At 45.0% G+C, this 18,738-nt stretch carries 21 protein-coding genes; 18 read left to right on the top strand and 3 right to left on the bottom strand.

Translation table 11 applies throughout. The features are described from left to right. Positions 1-21 precede the first annotated feature (21 nt). On the bottom strand, positions 22-729 hold the full coding sequence (locus C8268_RS11475) for a class I SAM-dependent methyltransferase (RefSeq protein ID WP_106767782.1): 708 nt from the start codon (positions 727-729) through the stop codon (positions 22-24). A 147-nt stretch (positions 730-876) separates the two neighbouring features. Between C8268_RS11475 and C8268_RS22710 the strand changes: the two genes are divergently transcribed. After that, positions 877-1,053 (top strand): hypothetical protein, encoded by a 177-nt coding sequence (locus tag C8268_RS22710; protein ID WP_158702724.1) that lies wholly within the window; start codon positions 877-879, stop codon positions 1,051-1,053. Positions 1,054-1,419: 366 nt separating this feature from the next. Here C8268_RS22710 and C8268_RS11465 read toward each other — a convergent pair whose 3' ends face one another. Next, entirely contained in the window at positions 1,420-1,602 is a 183-nt protein-coding gene (locus C8268_RS11465; RefSeq protein ID WP_106767780.1) for a hypothetical protein, read from the bottom strand. Positions 1,603-1,878: 276 nt separating this feature from the next. Then, positions 1,879-2,505 (bottom strand): transcriptional repressor LexA, encoded by a 627-nt coding sequence (lexA, locus tag C8268_RS11460; RefSeq protein ID WP_106767779.1) that lies wholly within the window; start codon positions 2,503-2,505, stop codon positions 1,879-1,881. Between the two features lie 169 nt (positions 2,506-2,674). On the opposite strand from lexA, the gene C8268_RS11455 reads away from it, so the two are divergent. From C8268_RS11455 to C8268_RS11380, 17 genes are all read left to right on the top strand, one after another. Then, complete coding sequence (locus C8268_RS11455; protein WP_234032762.1) at positions 2,675-3,046, top strand: LysM peptidoglycan-binding domain-containing protein; 372 nt, start codon at positions 2,675-2,677, stop codon at positions 3,044-3,046. 254 nt (positions 3,047-3,300) lie between these two features. Beyond that, complete coding sequence (locus C8268_RS11450; protein ID WP_106767777.1) at positions 3,301-3,501, top strand: DUF896 domain-containing protein; 201 nt, start codon at positions 3,301-3,303, stop codon at positions 3,499-3,501. Positions 3,502-3,578: 77 nt separating this feature from the next. Then, entirely contained in the window at positions 3,579-4,103 is a 525-nt protein-coding gene (locus tag C8268_RS11445) for a hypothetical protein (protein WP_106767776.1), read from the top strand. A gap of 48 nt (positions 4,104-4,151) precedes the next feature. Next, positions 4,152-4,946 (top strand): HAD family hydrolase, encoded by a 795-nt coding sequence (locus C8268_RS11440; RefSeq protein ID WP_106767775.1) that lies wholly within the window; start codon positions 4,152-4,154, stop codon positions 4,944-4,946. A 229-nt stretch (positions 4,947-5,175) separates the two neighbouring features. Then, positions 5,176-5,586 (top strand): FixH family protein, encoded by a 411-nt coding sequence (locus tag C8268_RS11435; protein WP_420094244.1) that lies wholly within the window; start codon positions 5,176-5,178, stop codon positions 5,584-5,586. A 561-nt stretch (positions 5,587-6,147) separates the two neighbouring features. Then, on the top strand, positions 6,148-9,588 hold the full coding sequence (gene metH, locus C8268_RS11430) for a methionine synthase (RefSeq protein ID WP_106767773.1): 3,441 nt from the start codon (positions 6,148-6,150) through the stop codon (positions 9,586-9,588). Between the two features lie 93 nt (positions 9,589-9,681). Beyond that, positions 9,682-10,605, top strand: a complete 924-nt coding sequence (gene rnz, locus C8268_RS11425) for a ribonuclease Z (protein ID WP_106767772.1) — start codon at positions 9,682-9,684, stop codon at positions 10,603-10,605. 43 nt (positions 10,606-10,648) lie between these two features. Then, positions 10,649-10,801: a hypothetical protein gene (locus C8268_RS22705; protein WP_158702723.1), complete on the top strand. Its 153-nt coding sequence runs from the start codon at positions 10,649-10,651 to the stop codon at positions 10,799-10,801. Positions 10,802-10,953: 152 nt separating this feature from the next. Next, positions 10,954-11,748: a TIGR01457 family HAD-type hydrolase gene (locus C8268_RS11420; RefSeq protein ID WP_106767771.1), complete on the top strand. Its 795-nt coding sequence runs from the start codon at positions 10,954-10,956 to the stop codon at positions 11,746-11,748. A gap of 45 nt (positions 11,749-11,793) precedes the next feature. After that, complete coding sequence (gene mutM / locus C8268_RS11415; protein WP_106767770.1) at positions 11,794-12,612, top strand: DNA-formamidopyrimidine glycosylase; 819 nt, start codon at positions 11,794-11,796, stop codon at positions 12,610-12,612. Further along, positions 12,602-13,450, top strand: coding sequence for a deoxyribonuclease IV (locus C8268_RS11410; protein ID WP_106767769.1), 849 nt, complete (start codon positions 12,602-12,604; stop codon positions 13,448-13,450). The genes mutM and C8268_RS11410 overlap by 11 nt, the downstream gene beginning before the upstream one ends. Before the next feature lie 18 nt (positions 13,451-13,468). Beyond that, entirely contained in the window at positions 13,469-13,807 is a 339-nt protein-coding gene (locus C8268_RS11405) for a cyclic-phosphate processing receiver domain-containing protein (RefSeq protein WP_106767768.1), read from the top strand. Beyond that, on the top strand, positions 13,804-14,148 hold the full coding sequence (locus C8268_RS11400) for a thioredoxin family protein (RefSeq protein ID WP_106767767.1): 345 nt from the start codon (positions 13,804-13,806) through the stop codon (positions 14,146-14,148). The genes C8268_RS11405 and C8268_RS11400 overlap by 4 nt, the downstream gene beginning before the upstream one ends. Next, on the top strand, positions 14,148-14,921 hold the full coding sequence (locus C8268_RS11395; protein ID WP_106769924.1) for an ABC transporter ATP-binding protein: 774 nt from the start codon (positions 14,148-14,150) through the stop codon (positions 14,919-14,921). Before C8268_RS11400 ends, C8268_RS11395 begins: the two co-directional genes overlap by 1 nt. Positions 14,922-14,926: 5 nt before the next feature. Then, entirely contained in the window at positions 14,927-15,988 is a 1,062-nt protein-coding gene (locus tag C8268_RS11390; RefSeq protein ID WP_106767766.1) for a 23S rRNA (cytidine(2498)-2'-O)-methyltransferase RlmM, read from the top strand. 176 nt (positions 15,989-16,164) lie between these two features. Further along, positions 16,165-17,628 carry a serine/threonine protein kinase gene (locus C8268_RS11385; RefSeq protein WP_106767765.1) on the top strand — a complete coding sequence of 488 codons (1,464 nt, stop codon included), beginning with the start codon at positions 16,165-16,167 and terminating at the stop codon, positions 17,626-17,628. Between the two features lie 29 nt (positions 17,629-17,657). Beyond that, positions 17,658-18,737 carry an SAF domain-containing protein gene (locus C8268_RS11380; protein ID WP_106767764.1) on the top strand — a complete coding sequence of 360 codons (1,080 nt, stop codon included), beginning with the start codon at positions 17,658-17,660 and terminating at the stop codon, positions 18,735-18,737. The last annotated feature ends 1 nt before the right edge of the window (position 18,738 follow it).

Here is an 18,738-nt window from a genome sequence, read left to right as displayed (position 1 = left end):
GGCGACACAAAATTGCGTTACCTACATGATTTTATCAATATTAATCTTGATAGCTTTTGTCGCAATAAAACATTTTATATATTTATCTAACGGTCTACTGCCACCAAAATCATCTTCATATAGGCCATTGACTATAAATCCTGCGTCAAACTGTCCTTGAATTTGGTCCTCTAATGTATGTCCAAATTCAATTGTTTTATTTGATTTCATAAATTCTTCAATCTCTTTTTCTGTCAGGTTATCCATGGATGATGACGGAATAGAGTTTTTAACCACTAAGTTTCCCTTCATATCTTCTTCATCATCAAAAATAAATAGGAGTGGGTTTGTAAAGCCAGAAATAAGAACTCCTTTATCTTTTAACACTCGTGATATTTCTTTCCATACAGGACGAACATCTTTTACAAAAAGATTTGAAACAGGATTTATAACCATATCAAATTCTCCATCTGCAAAATTAGAGAGATCAGACATATCACCTTGAACCGTTGTTAAATTCAATTCATCTCGTTTTGCGACAAATGCATCCTGTTCCAATTGTTTTTTGGAAATGTCGGTAACAGTAACATCAGCTCCTGCCGCTGCTAATATTGGACCTTGTTGACCTCCGCCAGAAGCTAAGCATAAGATTTTTATACCTACCAATGACTCTGGAAACCAACTTCTCGGTACAGGTTTTCCTGACGTTACGGTAATCTCCCAATCGCCTGATTTACTTTTTTCAATAATTTCCGTAGAAACAGCCTTTTACAGGCTCCTTGGCCAAAGAGGTGTAGGTGCTTTTTTCCGCCCCTCCTTAGAGCATACGAGACTTTGATGCCTGTCACGTTCCTGTGGTACTCAAAATATATTTAAAGTTAAAATAAGGAGATCGTCATGTATTTAATTTCGTTTATTATATTGGTCATTTCAGGCTTCGTGTCATTAATTCATATTTTGTTTGGCATCAAAGATCAGGGTGAAGGTATCAAATTATTTGTAAATATAGCAGAAATGTTATTCTGGGCTTCACTGCTTTTTCTTATCGTAAAAGGAGTCAAGAAAAAAGATTAGTCTGAACGCTGAATCACTTCCTTTAAATCAGGCCCTACATTTCCACTTGTTCTGATGCTTCTGTACAACCAACTTACCCAGCCGATCCCGAGGGACCATTGATTTCCTGCACTTCATACTCGCTGACCACACTTTTTTGCCACCCTTCCTTAGCGCAGACGAAACTTCGATGCCTGTCACGTTCCTGTGGTTCTTAAAATATGGCTCTGTTAAAATTTGATGTTGATAATTTGCGAAAAATAAAAGGAAACCCATTATAATAAGGTTTCCTCTATTCCTGTCCTACTAACGCACTTGATTGTGGAGGTTTACAAAAACTTCCGACACACACTCCTCTATGCATTAGTTTGCTATATACCATAATTTTTAGAATTGGATATTTTGAAAAAGTGAAATGGTGATTATTAGTGTCGATAAGGAACCAGCAGACATTAAAGTGATTATTTTCCGTCCGTCCTTCTCTTTTGAAGATTTTACAAGCTCTCTGGTCGCCGCAATCCAAATAACAATGGAAACTATAGCTACGAAGGTAATAACATCTGTAGGCATATTTGACACCTCCTTTATTTATATTTTATATAAAATTTTAACATGTATTCATTCGTTATAACATCAGTTATACTAATTTCTATATCCTTATATATACGAATTAAAAAAATTAAAGTTTCATAATTTCTCCTTTAGTTCCATGCAATGTAATAAAGTATCGACTTTTGTTTTTCCTTCTCCCTAAGAGTACTTTCCTGCAAACTACCAGATAAAAAAAGGTTACCTCTTGTTCAATAAATACAAGACGATAACCTTTATTCTGAGACGAGACAATTCTTAATGAATATCTCTAAATACACCAATGACTTTCCCCAGTATGGTGACATGGTTTAAACGAAGAGGTTCATACATCGGGTTCTCTGGCTGGAGGCGGATGTGATCTTTCTCTTTATAAAAAGTTTTAACAGTGGCTTCATCTTCTTCTGTCATAGCTACGACGATGTCACCGTTGTCTGCGGTTTGCTGCTGACGCACAATTACGTAGTCCCCATTATAAATTCCTGCTTCAACCATACTGTCCCCTATAACAGTTAGCATAAAGACTTTGCTGTCCCCTACAAAATGCTGCGGGAGCGGGAAATAGTCTTCGATATTCTCAGTAGCTGTGATCGGAACACCGGCAGTAACTTTTCCAACGACAGGAACTCTCGAAATGGTATGTGTAAATAAATTGCTGTTCTCCGATTCTTCTTGTCCGAGAAGCTCGATCGCTCTCGGCTTCGTAGGGTCACGACGAATGAGGCCTTTCTTTTCCAAACGATCCAGATGACCATGTACTGTTGAGCTGGAAGCCAGTCCGACAGCTTCACCGATTTCTCGCACAGAAGGCGGGTAGCCCTTGCTTCGAACTTCATTGCGGATAAATTCCAAAATCGCCTGCTGGCGGCTGGATATCTTCGACATTCCGTATCAACCCCATTTAATAACTTTTGGAAAAATTATAACATAGAACCTCCGTTCGCACAAACATAAGTTCTAAACATCACGAACAACCGTTCGCAAAAACTATTGAAACAAACAAATGTTCGTGTTATATTATTTTCGTAACAGAACACTTGTTTGGGAGATGGTGATGATGTTGAGATATACTACATACCGCAGTATTTACGAAGAACCGCTTCAAGAAGAGACACACAACCAAGTTTCTTTATGGCATCGTATAATAGATGGAATTCAGACACGAGCAGGTAAATCTCTGCTTATTTTGATGATTGTTGTTTTGGGATGCACAGGTGCTTTTTCAGTTTTTGCAGGTGAAGTGGAAGAACCTAGGGCAGAGAAGAACGTTATTATTCAGCCTGGTGATTCGCTTTGGAGCATTGCAGTTGCCCACAAGCCAGAGAAGATGGACACTAGGGTATATATCAGTTCGATCAGGGAAGCTAATGAGCTGAAGGGATTGGACATTCAGGCCGGAGATGTACTGTCACTCCCTCTTTGGTAAGAACAGTAAGCACTTCTTTCGGGAATTTATTATCTTTTAAATTAATGATATAATATGAAGAATCGTATGAACGAGCTTAGTTTAGGAGAGAACTTTTTGACAAGTTCCTTTGAAAATATAAGGAAGTATAAATTTCATATTGTATACTTGGCTTATATTCTCGAGAAACGCCGCGCCTTTTTTTAAATCGGTGCCGATGGCGTTTCTTCTTGCGTGACTAAGTTAGTAGTGAATTTTTTATTGGAGGCGAAGTAATGGATATTGATGCTTTGGTAGAACGCATAAACGTTCTGGCTAGAAAGAACAAAAATGAAGGGTTAACGAAGGAGGAACTGAAAGAGCGCTCCGAGCTTCGTAAAGCCTATCTTAATAATTTCCGTAAAAATTTCCGGCAGCAATTGGATTCAATTGAATGGGTTGATGATGACCAGAACGGTACAGGTTTGAAACATTAGGCATTGCCCATTTACACATTTGCTTACCGGATAAGTGATCTTATAAAAATTGAAGTTCAGCGAAGAGGGGGAGACTCATGTCTCGTTCATGGGAAAGAAAAGTCAGCAAGAATATGTCCCAGCTTAACAAACAGCGTAAGAAGCAGGGACAGCCGGTGCTTGGAACAGGCACTACACCAACCAGTGATGGAGATGTGTTCAAGGGCCGTAAATACGTACTGCCATTTGTCCTGATTGCACTAGGCGCGCTTTATGCAATGCTTGGGGTCTTGACTCCAGGAGTGACCGAGGGCAGTCAGACCATAACCTGGTTTGGAGTTGGCTTATATATTTTGCTAGCTTTAATGATCTTTTTGCGCAAGCCTTATTTGAAAGTGGGACGCAGCACGGTATCGACGATGAAATATAATCGTGAACGAAATCTGATGGCATCGGAAATTTCGAAAATTAGAATTTTGAAAGGTTCTGTAGTGATCGAAAATAAAGGGCGTGGCGGAAACTGGGTGTTTTCACGACTGATTAACCGTTATGATACCGATGCTATGGGGGAAAGACTTGAGCAATTTGCAAAGGTCAATCAAATTCCTGTAGAGCGCGAATAATAGATATGCCGGCTTTTTTATCCGGCTTACAGAGAGGGAGATGGAGAGATGTCTGTATCTGCGGTGTTGTTTGACCTTGATGATACTTTATTATGGGACGAAAGAAGTGTAGAGGAAGCATTCGAAGTGACCTGTCAGGCTGCAGCTGAAATCGCCGGCATTGATGCCGTTGCCTTGCAATCAGCTGTAAGACGTGAAGCGCGAGCACTGTATGAGTCCTACGACACATTTGCATTTACACAAATGATCGGGATCAACCCTTTCGAAGGCCTGTGGGCGAATTTTACAGCAGGCGATCAGCCGGAGTTTCGACGTCTTCAGGAGCTTGCGCCCGTTTATCGTAAAGAATCGTGGCGCAAAGGGCTGAACTCTCTTGAAGTGGAGAATGATGAACTGGCAGAAGAACTGGCAGAACGCTTTGCTGCTGAACGAAGAACGCGTCCGTATGTGTATGATGAAACATTCGATGTGTTGAAAGAGCTAAAAGGTCGTGTAAAGCTGCTGCTACTGACGAATGGTTCTCCTGATCTGCAGCAGGAAAAATTGGACGGAGTTCCGGAGCTGATTCCTTTTTTTGATCATATCGTTATATCGGGCAGCTTTGGAAAGGGTAAGCCGGATGCCTCTATTTTTACCCATGCTCTTGGCTTGCTTGATATTCAGCCCCAACATGCTGTAATGGTGGGAGATAAGTTAACTACAGACATTAAGGGAGGCAATGCGGCGGGGCTGACAACCGTGTGGATCAACCGGACGGACCGTCCTAAAGATTCTACCATTGTGCCGGATTACGAAATTCAAAACTTGACACAGCTTCATGATATCTTGTCTTCATTATCATGAAGGTTAGATTATGGTGTATCATTTATAAATAATTTATTATTGAAGAAATGTTCCTCATCTTTCACAAGAGATGCTGGGACGTTTCTTTTTTTTGTGTGAGAAATGTCACAGAATTGTAAGCGGATGCATATTTCACTCCGCAGTAAAAGATGTATAATATTGGTTGGTTACAGAAATAGGAAAAAAATCATAAAAGCTGTTTTATCTGATTTTTAAAAGTAGGTGGATAATGTTGAAAAAGAAAAGTTATGCGTTGATTTCTGTAATGGTCATGATGGCCATCGCCCTGGCGGCATGCGGCGACAGTAAAGATGATTCGAAACATCAAAACTCGATGGAAGGTCCACTTACTGTCGAACTGTCGCTAAATGCTGAAACGGCTGCGATAGGTGAGAAGGTTATCATTCAGGCGAAGGTTACCCATTCCGGTGAACCTGTCGAAGACGCGGACAGTGTTGAGTTTGAAATCATAAGCGAAGATGGAGGTATGAAGGAAAAGGTGCCGGTACAGCATAGTGAAGATGGAAATTACGAGCTGGAGAAGACGTTTACCGAGCCAGGAATGTATCGGATTATTTCCCATGTCACTGCCCGTGAACAGCACTCCATGCCATCCAAAGAACTTAAAATTACCAAATAGGATTTTAGGTATATCCGCGGGCAGGTAGTGTATATTGAATGAAAAACAGCAGCGTTAGTCATCCATTGATGGCTCAAGCTGCTGTTTTTATATGCAGGCTTGTTCAACACAGCTTCTTAATCTCATAAAAAATGAACCCTGGTCTATTGGATGACTTAAGGCTTTGAGCTAGCGCGTTAGTTGGAAGAGTTGTCTGAACGTATTTTTGACTCCCGGCATTGTATCTATAATAGAGATCTTATTCGAAGTATGCGGCATGGAGCCTGTGCTTAGCAAAATCATTTATCAATTTAGGCAGTCCTCATCTCTGTATACTCAAGACCGAACATTATCCGTTTTAAAAATTCTTTCGTTCGTATTATGAATAATGCTGTCTGACAGCCATTAATCCGTTTTTTCCAACGTGATTAATTGGTATAATAGGCTAGTTAATCCGGTTTGTACTGAGAAAAAGCTTGAAAAAAGCTCAAAACGACGCATATTTTCCCGGATTTCATTCTTTTCCTTTGAAAAATATTCTGGTACACTAAGATTTAACGTTTTGCGGGGGAGGGGTATAGATTGAGTAAACCTAGTTTACAGGAAGCAATGAAAGAACGAATATTAATCCTTGATGGTGCTATGGGTACTATGATACAGCAGCAGAACCTCTCGCCGCAGGATTTCGGTGGAGAAGAATTGGATGGCTGTAACGAAATGCTGGTCTTGAAGCGTCCAGATGTCATTCAATTTATACACGAACAATATTTGGAGGCAGGGGCAGATCTGATTGAAACCAATACGTTTGGTGCGGCATCCGTCGTGTTGGCTGAATACGATATACCTCAGCTCGCCAGGGAGATTAATTTGGAGGCAGCTCGTCTGGCTGTTGCCGCTGCTGTTAAATATTCAACTCCAGAAAAGCCGCGCTATGCTATAGGAGCCATGGGGCCTACGACTAAAACGCTTTCGGTTACCGGTGGAGTTACGTTCCAGGAACTGATTGAAAGCTATGAGGAACAGGCGATCGCTTTAATCGAAGGCGGAGTGGATGCACTGCTTCTTGAAACGTCCCAGGATACACTCAATGTAAAGGCCGGGACAATTGGTATACGTCAAGCTTTTGATCAAACCGGTATCAAACTGCCCATTATGATTTCAGGTACGATTGAGCCGATGGGTACGACGTTGGCAGGGCAGAATATAGAAGCTTTTTACATATCTTTGGAGCATATTGAACCGATATCGATCGGTTTGAACTGTGCTACTGGTCCGGAATTTATGAGGGATCATATCCGTTCCTTGTCAGATATGTCTAAAGCGGCAGTAAGCTGCTACCCGAATGCAGGTCTGCCTGACGAGAATGGACATTATCATGAATCGCCGGGTTCGCTTGCCCAAAAGATGGGTGCTTTTGCTGAAAAAGGATGGCTGAACATTGCCGGAGGCTGCTGCGGAACTACTCCGGACCATATTCGTGCTTTAGCTGATGTGATGAGTCAATATCCGCCGCGTAAGCTGGGTGGCTCTCATCTTCCGGCGTTATCGGGTATTGAGCCTGTCTATATTGAGCAGGAGAACCGTCCTTATATGGTTGGAGAACGAACCAACGTCCTAGGTTCCCGTAAATTCAAACGCCTTATTGTGGAAGGCAAATACGAAGAAGCATCCGAAATTGCACGTGCTCAAGTAAAAAACGGAGCGCATGTCATCGATATTTGCGTTCAGGACCCGGATCGCGACGAAAAGGAAGATATGATCCGATTTTTGGAGCTTGTCGTTAAAAAGGTGAAGGTGCCGTTAATGATTGACACTACCGATTCTGAAGTCATTGATTTGGCACTTCGATATTCACAAGGAAAAGCGATCATCAATTCTATTAATCTTGAAGATGGTGAGGAGAAATTTGAAAAAGTAGCTCCGCTGATTCATAAATATGGGGCCGCTGTCGTTGTTGGCACGATTGATGAGAGCGGTCAGGCGATTCATCGAAAGGACAAACTTCAGGTTGCGCGCCGTTCGTATGAGCTGCTCGTTAATAAATATGGTATCAAGTCGGAGGATATTATTTTTGATACATTGGTATTTCCGGTCGGTACCGGTGATGAGCAGTATATCGGATCAGCGCAGGAAACGATTGAAGGCATACGTTTGATCAAAGAAGCTATGCCGGAGTGTCATACGATACTTGGAGTCAGCAACGTTTCATTCGGGCTTCCTGAAGCGGGCAGAGAAGTGCTGAATTCGGTATTTTTGTATGAATGCACAAAAGCAGGTCTTGATTATGCTATTGTAAACACAGAGAAACTGGAGCGTTACGCATCGATCCCGGAGGAAGAGCGCCGCCTGGCTGAAGATTTGATCTACCGAACAAGTGAATCGACCCTTGCTGCTTTCGTAGCAGCGTTTCGAAACAAGAAGGTCGAGAAAAAGGAAGTAAAATCAAATTTAAGTTTGGAAGAACGACTCGCTTCCTATGTTGTGGAAGGTTCCAAGGAAGGTCTCATTCCGGACCTGGATGAGGCATTGAAAAAATACAGTGCACTTGAGATCATTAACGGGCCGCTGATGGATGGAATGTCAGAGGTGGGCCGGCTGTTCAATAACAATGAGTTGATTGTGGCAGAGGTTCTTCAGAGTGCGGAAGTGATGAAGGCTTCGGTTGCCCATCTTGAGCAATTCATGGAGAAGAATGAAACTTCGGTTAAAGGAAAAATTATTCTTGCGACCGTAAAAGGCGATGTTCATGATATCGGCAAAAACCTTGTTGAAATCATCCTGGCGAACAATGGTTATGACATCGTCAATTTGGGTATAAAAGTACCACCGGAGCAAATCATCGAGGCATATCGGCGCGAAAAGCCGGATGCCATCGGTTTATCCGGTCTTCTGGTGAAATCCGCTCAACAGATGGTTTCTACAGCGCAGGATCTGAAAACAGCCGGCATCAATGTGCCGATCATGGTTGGCGGTGCGGCATTGACCCGAAAATTTACGAGAACGCGCATCCGGCCAGAATATGATGGCATGGTATTGTATGCCAAAGATGCCATGGACGGTTTGGAGCTTGCCAACAAGCTCAGTGATCCGGTTCAGCGAAAGGAAATTGAGGATCAAATTAGAGGGGAACAAGAAGCAGAATTTTCGGCGGCTAAGGTTGAAAGACGCTTGCCGGAGCAGACAAGGGTGAAACGATCTAAAGTTTCTTCCGAAACACCTGTTTATGACCCGCCGGATTTCGAGCGTCACATCATTCGAAATTATCCGATCGCTCATATTCTTCCATACATTAATATGCAGATGCTGCTTGGACACCATCTGGGATTGCGAGGTTCTGTTGAGCAGCTTTTGCAAAACCAGGACCCCAAAGCTGTTTCCCTAAAAGAAACGGTAGATGGTATACTACAAGAAGCTGTGGATAATGGTATTATACAAGCACATGCTATGTATCGTTTCTTTCCTGCGCAAGCGGAAGGAAATGATATTCTAATTTATGATCCGGGGGACAAGACAACGGTTCTTCATCGTTTCAGCTTCCCGAGACAGCAGGTTGAGCCTTATCTCTGCTTGTCTGACTTCTTAAGGTCGGTTGAAAGTGGAGCCATGGATTATGTCGGCTTCCTCGTCGTGACGGCTGGACATGGTGTGAGCAAGCTTTCCACAGAATGGAAAGAAAATGGGGACTACCTTCGTTCCCACGCACTGCAAGCTGTAGCGCTTGAGACGGCTGAGGCGCTTGCCGAGCGTGTTCATCAAATAATGCGGGATTCGTGGGGATTTCCGGACCCTGCTGACATGACAATGAAGAAAAGGTTCGGGGCAAGATACCAGGGAATTCGCGTATCTTTCGGTTATCCGGCTTGCCCGGATCTGGAGGATCAGGCGCCTTTGTTCAAGTTGATGAAACCGGAAGACATGGGGGTTCATCTAACTGAGGGCTTTATGATGGAGCCTGAAGCTTCTGTTTCAGCCATGGTATTCAGCCACCCGGAAGCAAAGTATTTTAACGTGGACAAAGCATAATCCACAATTTGGATACGGGTGTAGACTTACTGGAAATCCTCCGATATTTTCGGGGGATTTCTCGGTTTACACGCCTGGAAGGGGAGAAGAGGCATGGAACTCTATTTTTTAGGAACAAACGCAGGGGTTCCGACACAGCAACGGAATGTAACTTCTATTGCTTTAAGATTGCTGGAGGAAAGGCGCAGCATGTGGTTGTTTGATTGTGGAGAAGGCACGCAGCACCAGATACTCCGATCCCCGCTAAAAATGACCAGGCTTGAGAAAATATTTATTACCCATCTTCATGGTGATCATATTTTCGGATTGCCAGGTTTGTTGTCCAGTCGCGGTGCTCAGGGAGCTACCTCACCCATTACCATTTATGGGCCGAAGGGGATCAAAACGTATATTGAGACATCGCTGGACATCAGTCAATCACGGGTGAATTATCAAATAGAAGTAATAGAACATAATGGAGGGTTGGTGTTTGAGGATGATGGGTTCCGCGTGGAAGCAGCGCTGCTTGAGCACCGGGCCGAAAGCTACGGGTACCGCGTTGTAGAGAAGGATCGGCCAGGGAATTTAAACCTGGAGCGACTCACGGCATATGGTTTAAAACCGGGGCCGCTTTACGGACGGCTTAAACGAGGAGAAAGCGTGCAGGCACCGGATGGTCAACTCGTCCACGCGGCTGATGTCATTCTCGCACCCAAAAAAGGAAGGGTTGTAACGATTCTTGGGGATACCCGCTCATGTGCGAACATTGTTCCCCTTGCGAAAGATTCGGATATTTTGGTGCATGAGGCGACCTTCATGGATGATCTTCGGGATACCGCGCATGAGTACTATCACAGCACAGCTTTACAAGCTGCAGCAGCGGCAGCCGAGGCTGGGGTCAAGGAATTGATACTGACGCATTTTAGCTCGCGCTACAAGGATATCGAGCATTTGCAGCCCCTGCTTGAAGAGGCGCAGCGTGTATTTCCAAATACCAGATTAGCTGAGGATTTCGGGCTTTATCCTGTTTTGAGATAAGGAAATAAACTGAATTATTTTCCGGGAAAGCGCAGGAAATGACATGCCTTCTTCACAAAATAAACTCCAAGGACAATGTTCGATTCGATTCGACCAGCAGCGGGACATCTTGGTCCGGCTGTATGGTCATGTAATGGCGCTATGCGTCGCTTATGTGGTTGCAGGGCTGGAGTTCATCTTTTACAATGAGATTTAAGATGAAGAAGTCATTGGGATGAACACCGATAAATGGGCAATATTTATAAAGAGTTGCTTAAGACTTATTTTTTACATATCATTCCAATGCACTTGGTTAATCACGTTAATCGTAAACATTATAAACAATGACTAACAAGGAAGTGTGTTATCGTGGAACAAGTGAAAGGATTGCTAATAGATCTTGATGGAACGTTGTATCATGGAAAGAATATGATTGATGGTGCGGATGCTTTGATTCGGCAGCTTCGTGAGCAAAAGATTCCTTACCTGTTTGTAACCAACAATTCGTCCCGTACACCGGAGCAGGTAGCCGAGCATCTCATTGGGATGGGAATCCCGGCATCACCGGAGGATGTATGTACTTCATCCTTGGCTGCTGCAAGTTATATTGCGCATGAATCACCCGGTGCAAAAGTGGCGATTCTGGGAGAGGAAGGACTCAGACAAGCGCTGATTGAATCGGGCCTTACAATAACGGATAGTGAGCAGCCTCAGTACGTAGTTCAAGGAATAGATCGTTCGTTTTGCTATGCATCTTTGGCCAATGCCCTTCGATGGATTCAGGGAGGAGCCGCTTTCGTGCTTACCAATCCGGATCTTTTGCTGCCATCCGATACGGGATTGACACCGGGGGCAGGTTCCTTGGGTGCTGCGATTGAAGCCGCTTCTGGAGTGAAGCCTGTTGTTATCGGAAAGCCTTCGTCCATTCTGATGAAATATGCGACTGATCGACTGGGACTGTCCCCGTCGGAAACCGCTGTGGTCGGTGATAATATGAGAACCGATATAGCTGCTGGTGTCAATGCCGGCTGCAGAACCGTACTTGTTCTGACCGGGATCACGACGAAAGACAATATGGAAGCACAAATGGAAGCTGCCGGTTGCCGTCCAAGTTATATATGTCAGGACTTGTATGAAGCAGCGAAGCTGCTGTGCAACGAATGAAATAAACATGCAATTATGATGTGTGCATAAAGGAGTAGATCAATCATGCCGGAACTTCCGGAGATGGAAAACTATCGGAAAATGCTCACCGCAAACATTCTGAATATTCCGATCAGCAATGTCATTATAAACCGGGAAAAATCAATCAATATGCCGCCAGCGGATTTTACAGCCGGTATTCTCGACTCTAAAGTGATCTTTATAGAGAGAAGAGGAAAGTATCTCATTTTTCATTTAAATAATGGACGCCGCTTACTTTTACATCTTATGCTGGGCGGGCTTATTCATTTAACCCGAGGGGATGAAGAACGTCCATCGCGAACAACTCAGATTGAAATTTCCTTTGGTGATCAGGTTTTGTATTTTATCGGGCTCCGGTTAGGGTATCTTCACCAGCTGTCAGCCAAAGAAACGGAAGAGGCTTTAAGTCAGCTAGGACCAGAGCTGCTTGACCGTAGAATGACGAAGGAACGTTTTGTTGACCTTATGAAAAAACGGCGGGGATCTTTAAAGAGTTTGCTTGTTAACCAGCATGCAGTGGCGGGGATCGGCAATTGTTATGCAGACGAAATCGCTTTTCATGCAAGGATTCATCCGGCCGCGAAGGTTCAAAGCTTGAGTGAAGAGCAGTTGGGACAGCTTTATGAGAGTGTTCATCATGTTCTAAAAGAAGCTACCGAAGGCGGCGGGTATATGGAGATGCCTTTTACGAAAGACGATACTTTAACAGGCCAATACAATGATCAGTGCAAAGTATATGATCGTGAAGAAGAGGCTTGTGTTCGCTGTGGTACAGCGATTGTCAGAACGGAAATAGCGGGACGGAAGGCGTTTTTCTGTCCAAATTGCCAGCATGAAGAATAACCCGAGGATCGGCAGTCATGTCAGCACACGCGACGGTTTTTCAGGGGCTGCCCGTCATACGGTCAAGCTCGGTGGCAGGGCTTTTCAATATTTTCCGAAAAACCCCCGCAGTTTGCACATAAAAACTCCGGATTTCAAAGATGCGTTGTCCTGTGCAGAATATTGTCGTGAACATGGTATCGTTTCTGTAGCCCATACCCCTTATCCGACGAATATGGCTGTTGGACTAAGCAGAGGAGAGGAGCATTACCGGCTTACGGTTGAGTCTTTAATCAACGATTTAATCATTGCGGAAGCTTGCGGATCTGTTGGCATTGTCGTTCATTTTGGGCATCTGAAAGGTGACAATGCCCTGCAAGGCTACCAGCATATCATTCGCTGCATGAATGATGTGCTTTCTGCGTGGTCGGGGAAAGCCAAGCTACTCATTGAAAACCTGGCTGGGGATCATGGAGATATGGGCATGACATTGGAGGAATCCGTCAAGGTTAGAGAGCTGGCGAATGAACCTGAAAAAATCGGTTTTTGCATGGATACTTGTCACTTGTTCGCAGCTGGACAGTGGAACATCAACGATACAGAGCGTCTTCTGCGCAGAGGGACCGAGCTCGGATACTGGGATGAACTTTTGGCCGTACATCTCAATGATTCCAAATACGGAGCAGGCTCGAGGAAAGATCGGCATGCCCGCGTCGGACATGGCATGATCGGCAAAGAAGCGCTTCAGCAGCTGGTGCGCTCATCTGAGCTGGCCGGCAAAGCGTTTATTTTGGAAAGTGAAAAGGGAGAGGACGGAACACATCGCGACGATATTGCGGAAGTGCTGTCCTGGATTTGAACAAGGAGAGGGTAGAACATGATTCATCTGTATCTGGATGATTGGCGTGCCTGCCCCAAGGGCTTTGCTCTGGCGCGCAACGGAGAAGAGTGCCTCATGATGCTGCGGGAATGTGAAGTGGATATTTTGTCGCTTGATTTTGAACTCGGACCAGATCAGATGACAGGTGGAGACGTCGTCGCTGCAATGGTTGCCGAAAAACTCTATCCGCGTCAAATTTATTTGCACACTTCAAGTTCTTGGGGAAGAAGAAAAATGTTCGAAATGTTATACACCAATATGCCAGCGGATGTTGTTGTCCATAACGGGCCTATGCCTGAAGAAGTTTTGCAGAAAGTAGCCAAATCGTCCACATGATTTCTGTTACGGAACGTGAACTGATGGAGCGTCTTGCATGGCAGAAACGTTTGGTTCAGCGGGATACGCAAACTTCTCCGGTCATCGTATTTTTTCACACACCGTTATGCGGCACTTGTGCAGCAGCCCGTAAGATGCTGGATGTTGCGGAGAAGCTTCTGCCCGAAGGGATGATTTTGGAAGCTGACGTTAATTTTATGCCCGAAATTGTGCAGCAGTACCAAATACGAAGTGTTCCTGCTTTGCTTGCGGTTGCAGGGACACCTGATGATTCTCCTCAAGTGCTTTACCGGATGGGGTCTGTACAAGATATCTTGAGCTTTGCAAGGGGCGTGATATGATGATTTCGCTGCAAAATGTATCTCTCCGAAGAGGAGACAATGACATTCTGAGAAACGTTTCCCTTGAAATGAAGTCAGGGGAGAATTGGGTTATTCTTGGACGAAACGGCTCTGGCAAAACAACGTTGCTGGAGATGATGATGGGATATTTGTTTCCGAGCAGCGGCCGAGTGCAGGTGCTTGGTAACGTTTATGGACGTTGCGATGTCCGGGAAGTGCGGAAGGAAATCGGCTATATTAGCCAATCTTTAATGGAAAAGCTGGCACTGGGTGATTCGGTGTGGGAGGTCGTAGCTACAGGGGCATTCGCTTTTTTACGATTTTATCAGAGGGTTCCGGAGGACGTTAAGGAAAAAGCGCATGCGATCCTTGATGATATGAATTTTAGTCATTTGGCGGAGCACCCGCTCGGGACTTTATCCCAAGGAGAACGTAAAAAGGTGATGCTGGCACGCTCTCTGATGGCTGATCCGAAATTACTTATTTTAGATGAGCCTTGCGCAGGATTGGATTTATATGAACGGGAAAAAATGCTGTTGGAAATCGATCGGTTAAGGCAGCGGGACGTAGCGGTTGTTTATGTCACCCATCATATTGAGGAAATCATGCCTCTTTTTACTCATGTGGCGCTGATTAAAGATGGTCAATTGGCTGGAGCCGGACGCAAAGAAGAAGTATTGAATAAAGAACTTATTAAACGGACTTATGATATTCATGTCGATCTGGAATGGGATAGAGAACGTCCCTGGATCAAAGTTATTTCTGGAGGGTAACCCACTTGGATGAGCAGCACGTAATGAATGAGCAATTGGAAAAACAGAACTCAGCAAAGTTCATATGTACAGCAAACCATGGCTTTGCGCCTTATGCGCAGGAAGAACTTCGCCGTCTGTTCGGAAGTGTAAAGAGCACGATGCTTCTTCCGGGGGAAGTTTTTGTTGTAACGCTGGCGACAACGGTACAAGAGACTGTGGAATGCATTAATGAAAAGGCCCCTATTTTCTTAAGGCATATCTTTCCGGTTCTGATGGAAATTCCGGGGGATGATGCGGGACAGGCCATCCGTCAAGCTGTAACTTATTTGCTGAAGAGAGAAGAGCTTGAAGGAAGCCGGGTGTCGGTTCAGGTTAGAAAAGTTGAGGGCAGCAGCTGGACGGAAAGTCTCGGTCTGTTGCGTGATCAGCTGCAAGAGAAACTGACACCATTAGAGGCGGATTTCACGGTACAGAATCCGGAGTGGATTATTTCTTTATTTGCGGCAAAAAAGACCTGGTACTTGGGCATATCGCGGCCTGAGCAAAACTTATCGGACTGGAATGGCGGCGCTGTACGGTTTCAGCGCGAAGAAGGCCAGATTTCACGCGCTAAATTCAAACTGCTGGAAGCGGAGAAACAATTCGATATCCCTTTCGATACGTTTCGCAATGCGCTTGATATTGGTGCCGCACCCGGGGGCTGGAGCAGTTTTTTGCTGGAAAGAGGACTTCAGGTTACTGCCGTAGATCCGGCGAAGATGCACGATTCTTTACGTAACCATCCTAATCTCCGAATTGTGCAAAAGAATGCCTCTGAGGTGAAATTTAAGGACGCTCAGTTCGATTTACTCGTCTGCGATATGAGCTGGAGCCCAAAGCAAATGGCTAAACTTGTAACGAATTTGCTTTACAGTCTTGCTCCGGGAGGAACAGCGGTGATCACGGTGAAACTTCTGACGAAAAAGCCGATGGCTCTCGTTCATGAGATTATCGATATTTTTGAACAAAGCCGTATGCAGATTCAGGGCGCAAAACAGCTGTTTCATAACCGGGATGAAATCACTTTATATATGATCAAGTATTAAAAAATAATAAATCTCTTTACAAATGGTTCATTTATGTTCTATAATGGTTCCAAAATTAACCAACGTAAAAGCAGGGAAAGCATCCCGCTCGATCAGCACGGTTTACCGTGACGGTCAGGCGGGATGCTTTCTTTTTTATTTTATTAAAGCGTGCGAAAAGAGGGGGGAAGTAGACAGTGAATCAACCTTCAAGAATGGAGTGCGGAATGGTACTTGAAGGGCGTTACCGGATTAAGCAAAAGCTTGGGGAGGGCGGCATGAGCTGCGTTTATTTAGCTGAAGACTTGAAGCTTCCCGGAAAGGAATGGGCGGTTAAAGAATCGATCACCCAGCCAGGTATGGTTGAAACGGTACAGGCGGAGGCCAAGCTTCTAACGAAATTAAGCCATGCTCGCCTGCCGCGGATCGTCGATTTTTTTGAGCCGGATGATGCCGGTTATACCTACATGGTGATGGACTATATTCACGGCGTCACTCTTGAGAAATATTTTCGAGATAACCGGGGGCATTTCTCTTCGGAATTCATCCATCAGCTTGCATTTCAGCTGCTTGAAGTGCTTGGTTATCTTCATAACCACCAGCCTCCCGTTGTGTTCCGGGACCTAAAACCATCCAACATTATGCTGACGGAGGAGATGGAGGTCAGGCTTATTGATTTCGGGATTGCCCGCAGCTATAAGCAGGAACGGGATGAAGACACCGTAAAACTGGGAACGATCGGGTTTGCGGCACCGGAGCAATACGGCGGGGGTCAAAGCGATGCAAGATCGGATCTTTATGGATTGGGGGCGCTTCTGCTTTATTTAACGACAGGAGGGAAATACAGTGAATGGTTTCCTGGTGTTGAACAGCGTATTGAAAAAAGTGTTCCAAGAGGGCTGGTAACCGTTATGCGCAAGCTTCTTCAGTATGAACCAGGCTTGCGATATCAGTCGGCTGAAGAGGTGGTTCGGGCGCTTGAGACAAGTTCTGCGGAAACCCGGAAGGGAACAACCTCAAAGGTTAAAGGAGGGGGAACGCTTGTCACCGCTGTTTTGGGTGCAACACCGGGGGTAGGGGTCACGCATACCTGTATTGCTATCGGCCATTTTCTGGCCCGAAGGTATGGTAAAGTCGCCCTTGTTGAAATGGGGGCGGGAAGGTCAGCCTTTACACGTATCCAAGAGATAGCCGAAGGCTCACCGCCGGGCTCCGTCCGGAGGTTCGAAGTTAACGGTATAGATTTTTGGCGTCATACATCCCGAGAAGAAGTTATTTCTGTGCTGACGGGTGGTTATGATGCGGTGGTGCTGGATCTGGGAGCATTTCGTGATCATGAGCGGTTGGAAGAATTTTTTCGGGCGGATCTTCCCATCATTATCGGTTCAGGTGCGGAGTGGCGCCTTCATGACGTCATCCATTTAGCACGAATGCTGGGACGACATGAACAGCCCAAACGGGTTTATGCTTTGCCGCTTGCTTCCCCAAGCGCTGTTCAGCAGCTTCGCAAATCATTGGGAGGAAACAAAGTAACAGCCTTACCGTTTCACAGCGATCCGTTTGAAAGGTCTTTGGCAACAGAAGAGGCGCTAGGAATTATTTATGAACAATTCTTGCCGCAAAAACAGCGCAGGAGAAGATTCCGTTTTGCATGGGGCTAGTTCCCGTACTTTGAAAGGAGAATGAGCTGATGCCAATCATTACTCGGCGCAGTAAAAAGATGCTGTATGCCGGACTTGTCGGAGCAGGGTGCATGGGAATTGTTCTGGCAGGCGGGTTTTATTATATCCAAAGTGACAATGCGAACCGTCATGCGGATGAAACGAAGCGATATCAACAAAGAATTAACGAGCTTGAAACAGCGCAGATCGGAGATATGAAATCGATGAAATCTGCCTGGGTACCGCTTAGGGATATACCGGCTGGGCATTTTATTGACAGCCAAGATCTACAAGAAGTTCGTTTGCCACTGGAGGCTTCCCCTGATAACCTTCCGGCTCGAAAGGAAGATGTTATGGGGAAGGGAGCAAAAATTGAACTGCGGAAGGGGACGCCGATTACACTTGGGATGCTGTTTGAGGAAGAGGCCACACCACGGGATTTAAGAAATCGGGAAATGAAATCGGTATGGCTGCCCAGCAACCTGAAGCAAGATGATGTGGTGGATATACGGATACAATTTCCGACCGGGCAGGACTATATCGTTTTATCCAAAAAACGGATTGATAAGCTGGCGTCCCCCGCTTTTTGGACAACGCTGAATGAACAGGAAATTTTACTGTATTCCAGTGCTATGGTCGATGCCTACATCCATCAAGCTTCAATCTATGCGCTCACCTATGTTGAGCCAGAGCTGCAGGAAAAGGCGATTCCAAATTATCCGCCAAATGAGGAAGTTATCCGATTAATCAAAAATGATCCGAATATTGTGCGGAGGGCGGAACAACAGCTTGAATCATCTATTCGCAAGGCACTGGACCGGGATCTGGGCAAAGTGAAAGCCGGTGGGCAGCAGTTCGCCGGACAATACGGAAGCTCAAATGGACAAGGCGCGCAAGACTTCAATACATGGACTACGGGAAATCCCGCTGAGGATCACGCCGATGACTCCTCAGCATCATCGCCTAACACAGCGAGCGTAGAAACCTATGACGGTGAACGAAACAATCGTTTAGAGGAAGCGCAGAGCATATTGGAAGGACATGGTCAAGCTGATGGAAATCCCCAACGTAATGAGGAAGAGATGGAAGCTGTATTTACCGAGCCGTAAT

The organism is Paenibacillus faecalis (genome assembly GCF_900289175.1).
In the GTDB taxonomy this organism is placed as follows: Bacteria; Bacillota; Bacilli; order Paenibacillales; family Paenibacillaceae; genus Paenibacillus_AQ; species Paenibacillus_AQ faecalis.
This window is presented reverse-complemented; position numbering and strand designations above follow the sequence as displayed.